Origin of the sequence: Mycobacterium malmoense, assembly GCF_019645855.1 — a bacterium.
In the GTDB taxonomy this organism is placed as follows: Bacteria; Actinomycetota; Actinomycetes; order Mycobacteriales; family Mycobacteriaceae; genus Mycobacterium; species Mycobacterium malmoense.
Map to the genome: position 1 here is coordinate 2130007 of NZ_CP080999.1, position 12897 is coordinate 2142903.

Here is a 12897-nt window from a genome sequence, read left to right on the forward strand (position 1 = left end):
ACACTTTCTACGCCTTAGCCCGCTAATGGCTCGAGACGGCCCAGGGAAAGCCTGGAGGAGGGGCGCGCGATGGCCGCGGACAACGCGACGACAGCTGACGAGTCACTCGATGTGATCACCGACGCGCTGCTGACGGCCTCCCGGTTGCTGGTGGCCATCTCGGCTCGCTCGATCGGGCAGGTCGACGAGACCATCACCATTCCGCAGTTCCGGACCCTGGTGCTCCTGTTCAACCGGGGTCCGGTCAACCTGGCCACGCTGGCCGGCCTGCTGGGCGTGCAGCCGTCGGCCACCGGCCGGATGGTCGACCGGCTCGTCGCCGCCGGTCTGATCGACCGCCTGCCACACCCGACTTCCCGGCGCGAGCTGCTCGCCGCGCTGACCAAGCGTGGACGCGAGGTCGTTCTCCGGGTCACCGCGCACCGGCGTGCCGAGATCGCTGCCATCGTGGAGCAGATGCCGCGCCCGGAGCGCCATGGGCTGGTGCGGGCCCTCACGGCGTTCACCGCCGCCGGCGGTGAACCCGACGTCCACCTGGACGCGGATATCGATCTCTAGTTATCTTTTAGTCGTCGGGACCCGTGCCGGGCTGGGGGCGGCCCGGCACGGATCCTGACTCACCGTTTGGCCTGCTTTTCCGCGGTGACCAGCAGGTACTCCCAGTGCATGGAGCCGTTGGTCAGGTACTGTTGCGCGAGCTCGACGAGCTGGGCGTCGAGTTCGGCGGCCAGCACCCGATTGTGGCCGATGTTCGCGTACGCCTCGATCGTCGGGCCGTAGTGATTCTTGAAGTAGTCGTGCACGGCCTCGGCGCTGTCGAACCGGTTCACCTCCAAATTGCCCCGCAGGGTCGCGATGCGGCCGACCCTTCCGCGCAGCAGCCCGGCCACATAGCCCTCACGCCCCCATAGCGCCGCCGGGGGCACGGCCGGTGACAGGCTCGGACGGTATGGCCTGATGGTGGCCAGCATCCGGCCGAAGAACCCTTCCGGGGTCCAGCTGATCACCCCGATCGTCCCGCCCGGCCGGCAGACCCTGGCCAGCTCGTCGGCCGCGCGCCGATGGTCCGGCGCGAACTGCACGCCGATCGCCGACATCACGATGTCGAACTCGCCGTCGCCAAACGGCAGCGCGTGCGCGTTGGCTTCCCGGTAGTCGAGCGTCAACCCCTGTGCCGCGGCCCTGGCCTGGGACCGCCGCAGCAGCTCGGGTGTGAGGTCGGTGGAAACGACGTCGGCGCCCGCCGCCGCCGCGGGCAGCGAGATGTTGCCCGAGCCGGCGGCCACGTCGAGCACGCGAACGCCCGGCGCGATGCCCGTGGCCTTGACCAGCACCGGGCCCAGCGGGGCCATCACTTCCTCGGCCATCAGGGCGTAGTCGCCCAGCGCCCACATCGCTCGGTGCGTGGCCGCCAGCCGATGGTCGTCGCGTACGGGTGTGTCGAGAGTCATCAGACCTCCTTCAGTAAGGAATGGGCTGCCCACTCGACCTCGTTGTCGTCAGCACGGCAGTGCGATACGTGGCCATAAACTATGACCTCAAGCAATAGTATGCATTAGCAATAGTGTACGCGTGCAGTTCGAGACCGCTCCGGCATGTCGGGCCGGGGTCCGGCGCTTCCTAGACTGTGCCCGTGCGTCTCGTCTTCGCCGGCACCCCCGAACCCGCGCTGCCCGCGCTGCGGCGCCTCACCGACTCGCCCCGGCACGAGGTGATCGCCGTGCTCACCCGGCCCGACGCGGCCGGCGGCCGGCGCGGCAAGCCGGAGCCCTCGCCGGTGGCCCGCGAGGCCCTCGACCGTGGCATCCCGGTGCTGCGGCCGGCCCGGCCGAACTCGGCGGAGTTCGTCGCCGAGCTGTCGGAGCTGGCGCCGGACTGCTGCGCGGTCGTGGCCTATGGCGCGTTGCTGCGCGACGACCTGCTCGCGGTGCCCCCGCACGGCTGGATCAACCTGCACTTCTCGCTGCTGCCCGCCTGGCGGGGCGCGGCGCCGGTGCAGGCCGCGATCGCCGCGGGGGACACCATCACCGGGGCCACCACCTTCCGGATCGAGCCGAGCCTGGACTCCGGACCGGTCTACGGCGTCGTCACCGAGACGATCCGGCCGACCGACACCGCGGGCGATCTTCTTGAGCGGCTTGCCCTTTCGGGGGCGGTACTGCTGTCGACCACGCTGGACGGCATCGCCGACGGAACGCTGACGCCACGACCGCAACCGGCCGACGGGGTCAGCATCGCGCCGAAGGTCACCGTCGAGCAGGCCCGGGTGCGCTGGGACCTGCCGGCGCCGGTGGTGGAGCGCCGGATCCGTGCCGTCACACCCAACCCGGGCGCCTGGACGCTCGTCGGTGACCTGCGCGTCAAACTCGGAGCGGTGCACCTCGATCCGGCGGCACCAAAACCCTTGCCGCCCGGTGCTATTCACGTGGACCGCCAAAGCGTGTGGATCGGCACCGGCTCGGATCCGGTGCGGCTGGGCCAAATCCAGCCGCCCGGAAAGAAATTCATGGACGCCGCCGACTGGGCGCGGGGCGCCCGGCTCGACCCCGCCGCGCGGGCGTCATGAGCGCCACATCGCGCAGGCGGCGGCCGCTGGACCCGGCCCGCGCCGCCGCGTTCCAGGTGCTCCGGGCTGTCAGCGAGCGCGACGCGTACGCCAACCTCGCCCTGCCCGCGCTGCTGCGAGAACGCGGAATCACCGGCCGCGACGCCGCTTTCGCGACCGAGCTGACCTACGGCACCTGCCGAACCCGGGGCCTGCTCGACGCGATCATCGGCGCGGCCGCCCGCCGCCCGCCGGAGGCCATCGACCCGGTGCTGCTCGACCTGCTCCGGCTCGGCGCGTACCAGCTGCTGCGCACCCGGGTCGACGCCCACGCCGCGGTGTCCACCACGGTCGAGCAGGCGGGAATCGAATTCGATTCGGCGCGAGCGGGTTTCGTCAACGGTGTGCTGCGCACCATCGCCGGCCGAGACGAGAAGTCCTGGGTCGACGAGCTGGCCCCCGACCCGTCGCGGGATCCGATCGGGCACGCCGCGTTCGTGCACGCCCATCCGCGCTGGATCGCCCAGGCCTTCGCCGACGCGCTGGGCGCGGCCGCGACGGAGCTCGACGCGGTGCTGGCCAGCGACGACGAACGCCCCCAGGTGCACCTGGCGGCGCGCCCCGGAGCGCTGACCGCCGCCGAGCTGGCCGACGCGGTGGGCGGCACCGTCGGCCGTTATTCGCCGTATGCGGTGTACCTGCCGGGCGGTGACCCCGGGCGACTGGCGCCCGTGCGCGACGGCGCCGCGCTGGTCCAGGACGAGGGCAGCCAGCTGGTGGCCCGGGCGCTGACGCTGGCGCCGGTCGACGGCGATACCGGGCGCTGGCTGGACCTGTGCGCCGGGCCGGGCGGCAAGACCGCGCTGCTGGCCGCGCTGGGCGTTAACGCCGGGGCCCGGGTGACGGCGGTGGAGCCGTCGCCGCGCCGCGCCGACCTCGTCGTGGAAAACACCCGCGGGCTGCCGGTCGACGTGCTGCGGGTCGACGGGCGGCACACCGGTCTCGAGCCGGGCTTCGACCGGGTGCTTGTCGACGCCCCCTGCACCGGGCTGGGCGCGCTGCGCCGCCGGCCCGAGGCCCGGTGGCGGCGCCAGCCGGCCGACGTGCCGGCGCTGGCCAAGCTGCAGCGCGAGCTGCTGGCCGCCGCGATCGCGCTGACCCGGCCCGGCGGCGTGGTGCTGTACGCGACCTGTTCGCCGCACCTCGTCGAAACCGTCGGCGTGGTCGGCGACGCGCTGCGCCGCCACCCGGTGTGCGCGCTGGATGCCCGCCCGCTGTTCGAGCCCGTGAGCCTGGGGGAGGGCCCAGCTGAGGGCTCAGTGCAGCTCTGGCCGCATCGGCACGGCACCGACGCCATGTTCGCGGCTGCGCTGCGCCGCTTGGGGGCGTAGCAAGGCCGCGACTCAAAGGACTTGGCCGCGGCTGCGCTGCGCCGCCTGACGTGAGCTTGGCCGCCGGGCTGCGTAGTCTGTCGCTCATGCCACGCAGCACGGGACCGTCAAAGGGGCCGCTGATCGCCCCGTCGCTCCTGGCCGCCGATTTCGCCCGGCTCGCCGACGAAGCGGACGCCGTGGCCGGCGCCGACTGGTTGCACGTCGACGTGATGGACAACCATTTCGTGCCGAACCTGACCATCGGCCTGCCGGTGGTGGAGAGCCTGCTGGCCGCCACCACCATCCCGATCGATTGCCACCTGATGATCGAAAACCCCGACCGCTGGGCACCCCCGTACGCCGAGGCGGGCGCGCACAACGTCACCTTCCACGCGGAGGCCACCGACAACCCGGTCGGGGTGGCCCGCGACATCCGCGCCGCCGGCGCCAAGGTGGGGATCAGCGTCAAGCCGGGAACCCCGCTGGAGCCCTACCTGGACATCCTGGCGCACTTCGACACCCTGCTCATCATGTCGGTGGAGCCCGGTTTCGGCGGCCAGAGCTTCATCCCTGACGTGCTGAGCAAGGTCCGCACCGCGCGCAAGTTGATCGAGGCGGGGGAGCTGACGATCCTGGTCGAAATCGACGGCGGCATCAACGAAGACACCATCGAGCAAGCCGCCGAGGCCGGCGTCGACTGCTTCGTCGCCGGGTCGGCGGTGTACGGCGCGGAGGACCCGAAGGCCGCGGTCGAGGCATTGCGGCGACAGGCCGCCGCGGCGTCGGCGCATCTACGCGCATGAACCAACCCGAGTCGGTCAACAGCCTCGACGCGGCCATGCGTCTGGCGATCGAACATTCCTACAAGGCGAAGGGCACCACCTATCCGAATCCGCCGGTCGGATGCGTGATCGTCGACCCCCAGGGCCGGGTGGTTGGCGTCGGCGCCACCGAGCCCGCCGGCGGCGACCACGCCGAGGTGGTGGCGCTGCGCCGGGCCGGCGGTCTGGCGGCCGGCGGCATCGCCGTGATCACCCTCGAGCCGTGCAACCACTACGGCAAGACCCCGCCGTGCGTGAACGCCCTGATCGAGGCCAGGGTGGGCACGGTGATCTACGGGGTCGCCGACCCGAACGCCATCGCGGGCGGCGGCGGGGGCCGGCTGCAGGCGGCGGGCGTGCAGGTGCGGTCCGGCGTGCTGGCCGACCAGGTGGCGGCCGGGCCGCTGCGGGAATGGCTGCACAAGGTGCGGACTGGGCTGCCGCACGTGACGTGGAAGTACGCCAGCAGCGTCGACGGCCGCAGCGCCGCCGCCGACGGCTCCAGCCAGTGGATCTCCAGCGAGGCCTCCCGGTCAGACCTGCATCGCCGCCGCGCCATCGCCGACGCGATCGTGGTCGGCACCGGCACCGTGCTGGCCGACAACCCCGCGTTGACCGCCCGACTGGCCGACGGCTCGCTGGCCGAGCGGCAACCGCTGCGCGTGGTGGTGGGCATGCGCGAAATACCGCCGGAGGCAAGGGTTCTCAACGACGATTCGCGCACCATGGTGATTCGCACGCACGACCCCATGGAGGTGATCAAGGCGGTTTCCGACCGCACCGACGTGTTGCTGGAGGGCGGTCCCACCCTGGCCGGCGCCTTCCTGCGGGCCGGGGCGATCAACCGCATCCTGGTCTACGTCGCGCCGATCCTGCTGGGCGGCCCGGTCACCGCGGTCGACGACGTGGGGGTGCCCACCATTGCGCGGGCGTCGCGCTGGCAGTTCGACGGCATTGACCGGGCCGGCCCCGACCTGATGCTCAGCCTGGTGCCGCGCGGCGGTTAGGGCGTCGGCGCTCCGACGGGCTCTTGCTCGGGAACCGCCGGCTCCTCGGCGTGGTCCTCGCGGCCGCTGATCAGTAGGCCCAGCAGCGCTCCCACCACGCAGACGCCCGCGGTGATGCTGAATATCTCGCCGTACATCGCCGCGAATGACGGAATGGCGTTCTCCGCTTTGGCGATTGCCTGCTCGGTCATGCTCAAGCTGGTCGATACGGCCGCGTTCTTCTCGCTGAGAATGTGGTAGAAGCGGTATAACCCCCACGCGCTCAGCGCCGCCACCCCGATCAGCATGCCGGTCATTCGGGCCACCACCACCGCCGCCGAAGCGATGCCGTGCTCAGCCGAAGGGACGATCCGAAGGGCGGCCGACGTCAGCGGCCCGATCACCAGCCCGAGTCCCACGCCAGCTATCAGCAGGTCGTTGTTGACCGCGACCCCCCCGATCATCAGGTCGCTGTTCATCGCCGGCACCGAGAACAGTCCGAAGAAGCTGTGCCGATAGTGGGGCAGGTCTACTGGCCAATGCGAGATCAGCAGGTAGCCGCCGGCGGCGATGAGTAATCCGACGAAGGCAACCGCGCGATCCCCGACCCGAGTGGCTATGACACCGCCCAACAACGCCCCTATCGGCAGCGCGATCAAAAACGACGTCAACATTGCGGCGGCTTTGTTCTGGTCCAGACTCAGCACACCCTGACCGAACAGCTCCACATCGACGAGCGTCACCATCAACGCGGCACCGGCGGCGAACGAAGCTCCCAACGCGGCCAGGAACGGCCGGAATTGCACGCCGGCCGGGTCGATCAGCCGGGTCCGCGCAAACCGCTCCCAGACGAGGAACGCCACCGCGGCGCAGGCCGCGGCAATCACCAGCGGCAACCCATAGCTGGGCAGCGCCTGCTGGCCGTTCGGATTGGGGTTGTACAACCCGATGACCGCGAGACCGAGGGTGATGGCCAGTAGCACGCCACCGACCACGTCGATCTTTTCCGGGGCCTCATTGCGGTTGTGCGCCGGCAGGCTGATCTGGATCAGCGCCATCGCCAGCAATGTCAGCGGGATATTGATCCAGAACACGTCTCGCCAGTCGCGGAACAACCAGACGATGAAAATGCCGTACAGCGGGCCCAGCACGCTGCCGAGTTCCTGCGCGGCGCCAATGCCGCCCAGCACGGCCGCGCGGTTGTGCTGCGCCCACAAATCGGCGCCCAGGGCCAGGGTGACCGGCAAGAGCGCACCACTGGCGATGCCCTGGATGGTGCGGCCGACGATCAGCACCTGAAGGCTTTGCACGTGAAGATCGACCACCGGGTAACCGAGAATCTGCAACGTCTGCAGGGGGTGCCCGAGGATCTGAACGTTCAAGTCGGCGACATTGAAGTTGCCGATGGCCACCGAGAGCGCGGTGATGATCGAGCCGACCATGAACGTCGCCAGGCTGACCTGGAGCAGCCGCTTGCGGCCGAACCGGTCGGAAGCCTTGCCAAGCAGCGGCATGGCCGCGATGTAGCCCAGCAGATACATCGTGACAATCGGGGTGATCCGCTGCAGTTGGTTAATCGGGATGCCGACGTCGTGCATGATGTCGCGCATGATGGTGACCACGACATACGCGTCGAGGGCACCCAGCAGGACCGCTAGGCTGCCCGCGCCGATCGCGACCCGGCGTCCTGCCAGCCCCTTCATGAGCTCGCTGCAGGCTTGTTTATCTGCACCGGCTTATTCCAGTTCGACAAGGTCATTTGGACGTTATTGCCTTGGCTTTTCTGCAGACTGACCTGGGCCAGTTGATGGTCGCCGTTCTCCACAATCCAGACCGTGGCCGGCACCGGAGCGGTCGCCTTGAAGGGAGCCGCAATCTTGTTCACGGCGTCTGCGGAGACGTTTCCGCTGATGCGGACGGTGGTTTGGCCGCTGATTTGGTCGCGGCCCTCGGCCTTCGCGTCGTTGAAGTTCGCCAGCACATTGGCCAACCCGGTGTCCGGGTTCAGGATTGCCGAGGGATCGTAGACCTGCGAAGCCGGACCGACATCGGTCATCGTTTTGTCGCCTGGGTTGAGGGCGTTGGTGTACAAATCACCGCCTATCACCACAAAGTCGGCACTGATGTCCTGCCCGCCCAAAGTGATCTGGGCGTTCCCTTGCGCGGCAGTGCTCGGCGATGTCGTGAGGTCGCCGGTCAAGTTCTTGACGGGTAATCCAGCGATCTTGCCGATCACGGTCAGCACCAGGTGTGCGCTCTTCAGATCCTTGGTGCTGTTGGCGGACTGGCTCACCAACGTCTTGCCGTCGGGCAACGGCCCGCCGCTGTTCGTCGAGCTAAACGAGCAGCCGGCGATCAGCGCGGTGGCGAGGGTCAGGGAAGCGAGGACGGCCAATAGACGGTGGCGGGTCGGCATACCTGCATCGTAAAGGGTGCCGGTGACCGGCCCCGGGAACGCGGGGCCCGCTTCCCGGCGCGTTGGCGAATTAACCTGGTGCAATGTTCACCGGAATTGTCGAGGAACTCGGGGAGGTGACCGGCCGAGACGTCCTCGCCGACGCCGCGCGCCTGACCATTCGCGGACCCTTGGTGACGGCCGACGCCGGCCACGGCGATTCGATCGCCGTCAACGGCGTGTGCCTGACGGTCGCCGAGCTATTGCCGGACGGTCAATTCACCGCCGACGTGATGGCCGAGACCCTGAACCGGTCCAACCTCGGCGCGTTGGAAGTCGGCGGCCGGGTGAACCTCGAGCGCGCGGCGGCCGTCAACAGCCGGCTCGGCGGGCACATCGTGCAGGGGCACGTGGACGGCACCGGCCGGGTGGTGGCCCGGGCGCCCTCCGAGCACTGGGAGGTGGTGCGGATCGAGGTCCCCGCGGCGGTGGCCCGTTACGTCGTCGAGAAGGGGTCGATCACCGTCGACGGGATTTCCCTGACGGTCGCCGGGCTGGGCGCCGAGCCGCGGGACTGGTTCGAGGTGTCGCTGATTCCCACGACGCGGGAACTGACCACGCTGGGCCGCGCCCCGGTCGGAACCCGAGTGAACCTCGAGGCCGACGTCATCGCGAAGTACGTTGAGCGGCTTCTTACCGCAAAATAAGCCTTTACCTGCGCAAACCTACTGCATTGGCGCGGAACAGATCACCGATGGCGGGCGTCAGCGGGCGCCCGATGAGACCAGTTGCTGCACCCTCTGATGCGAGATACCAAGAGCAACACCGACATCACGCACCGTTAAGCCCGCGCCCTTGAGTTCAATCGCGGCTTGGCGGTGCCTTAGACAAGGTTGTCGAGGTCGGGGCCTTATGACGTTAGATCTTCCGGTTGGTCAGCTCCTCGGCCACCTCGTCCAGCGTCGTCCCCTCGCCGTTGTTAAAGGCGCGCCGTTAGAGCGGGTTCCACCGCCCGTCATTCCAGAAGCCCCAACCGTTCGTGCCGGGATTCCACACGGGGTGGGCCGAGGCGGATAGGCCAGGCCGCCGGACACCAGCGCGCCGGTGCACGGGCGAGGCCACGGTTGTGTGTCATGCCCCCGCAAATTCCCCTGAAGATCGGCCGGGTTTTCACGTCGCGTCCCGCTGACTAAGCCGTGGCAATAACGACGTCCGTGCGGTGGTTCATACTGAATGCAACACTGGGGCCTTCCCTATGGGGCCCTGCCGACAGCAAGGCAGCAGCGATGACGAGGTTGGATTCCGTCGAGAGGGCGGTTGCCGACATCGCGGCCGGTAAGGCCGTCATCGTCATCGACGACGAGGAACGCGAGAACGAGGGCGACCTGATCTTCGCCGCCGAAAAGGCGACGCCGGAGATGGTGGCCTTCATGGTCCGCTACACCTCGGGATATTTGTGCGTGCCGCTGTCCGGCGCGATCTGCGACCGGCTCGGGCTGCTGCCGATGTACGCGGTGAACCAGGACAAGCACGGCACCGCCTACACCGTCACTGTCGACGCGAAAAATGGTGTCGGCACCGGGATTTCGGCGTCCGACCGGGCCACCACGATGCGGTTGCTGGCCGATCCCGCCAGCGTCGCCGACGATTTCACCCGCCCCGGCCACGTGGTTCCGTTGCGCGCCAAGGACGGCGGCGTGTTGCGCCGGCCCGGCCACACCGAGGCCGCCGTCGACCTGGCCCGGATGGCGGGGCTGCAGCCCGCGGGCGCGATCTGCGAGATCGTCAGCCAGAAGGACGAGGGCTCGATGGCCCAGACGGACGAGTTGCGGGTCTTCGCCGACGAGCACGACCTCGCGCTGATCACCATCGCCGACCTGATCGAATGGCGGCGCAAGCACGAGAAGCACATCGAGCGGATCGCCGAGGCGCGGATCCCGACCCGGCACGGCGAGTTTCGCGCCATCGGTTACGCCAGCATCTATGAGGACGTCGAGCATGTGGCGCTGGTCCGGGGCGAGATCGCCGGGCCAAACGCCGACGGCGACGACGTGTTGGTCCGTGTGCACTCCGAGTGCTTGACCGGTGACGTGTTCGGTTCGCGTCGCTGCGACTGCGGGCCGCAGTTGGATGCCGCGATGGCGATGGTCGCCCGCGAAGGGCGCGGCGTGGTGTTGTACATGCGCGGCCACGAGGGCCGCGGCATCGGCCTGATGCACAAACTGCAGGCCTACCAGCTGCAGGACGCCGGTGACGACACCGTGGACGCCAACCTCAAGCTCGGATTACCCGCCGACGCAAGGGATTACGGCATCGGCGCGCAGATCCTCGTCGACCTCGGGGTGCGCTCGATGCGGCTGCTGACCAACAACCCGGCCAAGCGGGTCGGGCTGGACGGATACGGGCTGCACATCATCGAGCGGGTGCCGCTGCCCGTGCGGGCCAACGCCGAGAACATCCGCTACCTGATGACCAAGCGCGACAAGATGGGCCATGACCTCGCCGGGCTGGACGATTTTCACGAATCCGTGCATCTGCCAGGGGAATTCGGCGGTGCTCTGTGAGCGGTGGCGCCGGTGTGCCGGAGATACCGGCGCTTGACGCGTCCGGCCTGCGGCTCGGCATCGTGGCGAGCACCTGGCATGGCCAAATCTGCGATGCGCTACTCGCGGGTGCCCGCAAAATGGCCGCCGAGTCGGGCGTCGAGAACCCGACGGTGGTCCGCGTGCTCGGCGCGATCGAGATTCCGGTGGTGGCGCAACAATTGGCCCGCGATCATGACGCCGTCGTCGCGCTGGGTGTCGTAATCCGCGGTGAGACTCCACATTTCGACTATGTGTGCGATTCGGTGACCCAGGGGCTGACCAGGGTCTCGCTGGACGCCTGCACACCGATCGGTAATGGGGTGTTGACCACCAACACCGAGGAGCAGGCGCTGGCCCGGGCCGGACTTCCGGCGTCGGCCGAGGACAAGGGCGCCCAGGCCGCCGGGGCGGCGCTGACCGCCGCGCTGACCCTGCGCGACCTGCGCGCTCGGTCGTGAGTCCGCAGGCGCGGGGCGAGGTCTGGGATGTCGAGCTGCGTCCGCACCTGACCCCGTTATTCGTTTACGCCGCGGCGTTTCTGATCGCCGCGGCGCACATCGTGGTGGGCCTGCTGCTCAAGATCAGCTCCAGCGGGGTGATCTTCCACACCTCCGACCAGGTGGCGATGGCCGTGTTGGGCCTAGTCATAGCCGGCGTCGTGTTGTTGTTCGCGCGGCCCCGGCTGCGGGTGGGGCCGGCTGGGCTGTCGGTGCGTAACCTGTTGGGGTACAGGCTTATTCCGTGGCCTGAGGTGGTCGGTGTGTCGTTTCCCGCGGGCAGCCGCTGGGCGCGGATCGACCTGCCCGACGACGAGTACATCCCGCTGATGGCGATCCAGGCCGTCGACAAGGAGCGCGCCGTGGACGCGATGGACACCGTGCGCTCGCTGCTGGTGCGATATCGGCCGGACCTGCGCACGGGCTGACGTTTTCGCCCGACGGCGTCGTCATTGATATTCCTATCGGTGTCCAATTGGAAGACGACCCAACAGGGCGTGAGAGTCACCACCGGCAGCGGGCCGCCACGACCATCATCGACCGGGCCGCTTTAACAGCATCAATGGCGGCGGCGGGTGGGGATGTGGTAGTATCGAACATATGTTCGAGTACTGGTATGCCTCCCGGCCGACTCCCGAGTCCGCGGCGTTGCTGGACCGGGTGCGCGACGCTACGCGGACGGAGGCGCAGTCCGCCGCGGAGCGGCTGGTGGCCGTCGGCGAGTTGTTCGTGCTGCGCTGCCGCGATTCCGGGGAGCGGGAGGACTGGGCGGCCGACACCTGGGAGGCGGTGGCCGCCCAGGTTGCTGCGGCGCTGCAGTGCAGCGTGGCGATGGGTTCCAGCTACCTGCGCTACGCGATGGCGATGCGGGACCGGCTGCCGGAGGTGGGAAAGGCGTTCCGGGCCGGCGACATCGACTATCGCGCGTTCCAAACCATCGTGTTTCGCACCGATTTGATCACCGACGCCGACGTGCTGACCAAGGTGGACGCCCGGCTGGCGGCGCTGTTGTCGCGACGTCCGTCAATAACGCGAGGCGGATTGGCCGCGGCGGTGGACCAAGTGGTGGCGAAGGTCGATCGCGACGCGGTGCGCCGGGCCGCCAGGGCGGGCAAGGACCGGTTTGTTGACGTCCTCGACGACGGGTCGGGGATGGCCTGGGTGGACGGTTGCGTGTTCGGCACCGACGGACACGCCCTTGATCGGCGGCTCGACGAGATTGCGGGCAGCGTGTGCGATGCCGATCCGCGCAGCCGAAAGCAGCGGCGCGCCGATGCGCTCGGGGCACTGGCCAGCGGCGTCAACCGGCTGGTGTGCGGCTGCGGATCCGCCGGGTGCCCGGCGGCGGGCGGGCCGGCACCCAAGAGCAACGTGGTGATCCACGTGATCGCCGAGCGGTCCACCGTCGACGGCACCGGCGCCACGCCGGGCGTGGTGCCCGGCCTTGAGGGACTGATTCCGGCCGAGCGGATCGCCGAGCTGGCGAAGGCCGCCAGGCTGCAGCCGGTGATCCGGCCGGCCGAAGACCCGGAGCCGGGATACGTCCCCTCGGCCAAACTTGCCGACTTCGTGCGGTGCCGGGACCTCACCTGCCGCGCGCCCGGTTGCGATCAGCCGGCGGTTGCATGCGATGTGGACCATACCGTCGCGTACGCCGACGGCGGTCGCACCCACGCGTCGAAGGTCATAAGTTAT

At 69.1% G+C, this 12897-nt stretch carries 12 protein-coding genes and 1 pseudogene; 10 read left to right on the top strand and 3 right to left on the bottom strand.

What is annotated here, in order from left to right:
- Window positions 1–69 precede the first annotated feature (69 nt).
- Window positions 70–558, top strand: coding sequence for a MarR family winged helix-turn-helix transcriptional regulator (locus tag K3U93_RS10025; RefSeq protein ID WP_071512877.1), 489 nt, complete (start codon window positions 70–72; stop codon window positions 556–558).
- 59 nt (window positions 559–617) lie between these two features.
- On the opposite strand, the gene K3U93_RS10030 is transcribed toward K3U93_RS10025, so the two are convergent.
- Window positions 618–1451, bottom strand: a complete 834-nt coding sequence (locus K3U93_RS10030) for a class I SAM-dependent methyltransferase (protein WP_071512878.1) — start codon at window positions 1449–1451, stop codon at window positions 618–620.
- A 182-nt stretch (window positions 1452–1633) separates the two neighbouring features.
- On the opposite strand from K3U93_RS10030, the gene fmt reads away from it, so the two are divergent.
- The 4 genes from fmt (at window position 1634) to ribD (ending at window position 5746) form a co-directional block, all read left to right on the top strand.
- A complete protein-coding gene (gene fmt, locus K3U93_RS10035) occupies window positions 1634–2566 on the top strand; it encodes a methionyl-tRNA formyltransferase (protein WP_071512879.1) in 933 nt (310 codons plus the stop codon).
- Window positions 2563–3936, top strand: coding sequence for an RsmB/NOP family class I SAM-dependent RNA methyltransferase (locus tag K3U93_RS10040; protein WP_071512880.1), 1374 nt, complete (start codon window positions 2563–2565; stop codon window positions 3934–3936). Before fmt ends, K3U93_RS10040 begins: the two co-directional genes overlap by 4 nt.
- 77 nt (window positions 3937–4013) lie before the next feature.
- Window positions 4014–4721, top strand: a complete 708-nt coding sequence (gene rpe, locus K3U93_RS10045) for a ribulose-phosphate 3-epimerase (protein WP_139797006.1) — start codon at window positions 4014–4016, stop codon at window positions 4719–4721.
- On the top strand, window positions 4718–5746 hold the full coding sequence (ribD, locus tag K3U93_RS10050; RefSeq protein WP_071512882.1) for a bifunctional diaminohydroxyphosphoribosylaminopyrimidine deaminase/5-amino-6-(5-phosphoribosylamino)uracil reductase RibD: 1029 nt from the start codon (window positions 4718–4720) through the stop codon (window positions 5744–5746). The genes rpe and ribD overlap by 4 nt, the downstream gene beginning before the upstream one ends.
- Here ribD and K3U93_RS10055 read toward each other — a convergent pair.
- Together K3U93_RS10055 and K3U93_RS10060 are read right to left on the bottom strand one after the other, a co-directional pair.
- Window positions 5743–7428, bottom strand: coding sequence for an MFS transporter (locus tag K3U93_RS10055; protein ID WP_071512883.1), 1686 nt, complete (start codon window positions 7426–7428; stop codon window positions 5743–5745). The genes ribD and K3U93_RS10055 overlap by 4 nt on opposite strands.
- Complete coding sequence (locus K3U93_RS10060; RefSeq protein ID WP_071512884.1) at window positions 7425–8141, bottom strand: LppX_LprAFG lipoprotein; 717 nt, start codon at window positions 8139–8141, stop codon at window positions 7425–7427. Before K3U93_RS10060 ends, K3U93_RS10055 begins: the two co-directional genes overlap by 4 nt.
- 83 nt (window positions 8142–8224) lie before the next feature.
- On the opposite strand from K3U93_RS10060, the gene K3U93_RS10065 reads away from it, so the two are divergent.
- From K3U93_RS10065 to K3U93_RS10085, 5 genes and pseudogenes are all read left to right on the top strand, one after another.
- A complete protein-coding gene (locus tag K3U93_RS10065) occupies window positions 8225–8827 on the top strand; it encodes a riboflavin synthase (protein WP_071512885.1) in 603 nt (200 codons plus the stop codon).
- A gap of 579 nt (window positions 8828–9406) precedes the next feature.
- Complete coding sequence (locus K3U93_RS10070; RefSeq protein ID WP_071512886.1) at window positions 9407–10684, top strand: bifunctional 3,4-dihydroxy-2-butanone-4-phosphate synthase/GTP cyclohydrolase II; 1278 nt, start codon at window positions 9407–9409, stop codon at window positions 10682–10684.
- A complete protein-coding gene (ribH, locus tag K3U93_RS10075; protein ID WP_071512887.1) occupies window positions 10681–11163 on the top strand; it encodes a 6,7-dimethyl-8-ribityllumazine synthase in 483 nt (160 codons plus the stop codon). Before K3U93_RS10070 ends, ribH begins: the two co-directional genes overlap by 4 nt.
- Complete coding sequence (locus K3U93_RS10080; protein WP_071512888.1) at window positions 11160–11630, top strand: PH domain-containing protein; 471 nt, start codon at window positions 11160–11162, stop codon at window positions 11628–11630. Before ribH ends, K3U93_RS10080 begins: the two co-directional genes overlap by 4 nt.
- Window positions 11631–11802: 172 nt before the next feature.
- A pseudogene (locus K3U93_RS10085) lies at window positions 11803–12888 on the top strand (HNH endonuclease signature motif containing protein); the annotation flags it as partial.
- Window positions 12889–12897 lie beyond the last annotated feature (9 nt).

Bases quoted from the DNA above. Each gene is read 5' to 3' on its own strand.
- K3U93_RS10025 (WP_071512877.1), top strand. From the start codon at position 70: ATGGCCGCGGACAACGCGACGACAGCTGACGAGTCACTCGATGTGATC.
- K3U93_RS10030 (WP_071512878.1), bottom strand. From the start codon at position 1,451: ATGACTCTCGACACACCCGTACGCGACGACCATCGGCTGGCGGCCACG.
- K3U93_RS10040 (WP_071512880.1), top strand. From the start codon at position 2,563: ATGAGCGCCACATCGCGCAGGCGGCGGCCGCTGGACCCGGCCCGCGCC.
- ribD (WP_071512882.1), top strand. From the start codon at position 4,718: ATGAACCAACCCGAGTCGGTCAACAGCCTCGACGCGGCCATGCGTCTG.
- K3U93_RS10055 (WP_071512883.1), bottom strand. From the start codon at position 7,428: ATGAAGGGGCTGGCAGGACGCCGGGTCGCGATCGGCGCGGGCAGCCTA.
- K3U93_RS10060 (WP_071512884.1), bottom strand. From the start codon at position 8,141: ATGCCGACCCGCCACCGTCTATTGGCCGTCCTCGCTTCCCTGACCCTC.
- K3U93_RS10065 (WP_071512885.1), top strand. From the start codon at position 8,225: ATGTTCACCGGAATTGTCGAGGAACTCGGGGAGGTGACCGGCCGAGAC.
- K3U93_RS10070 (WP_071512886.1), top strand. From the start codon at position 9,407: ATGACGAGGTTGGATTCCGTCGAGAGGGCGGTTGCCGACATCGCGGCC.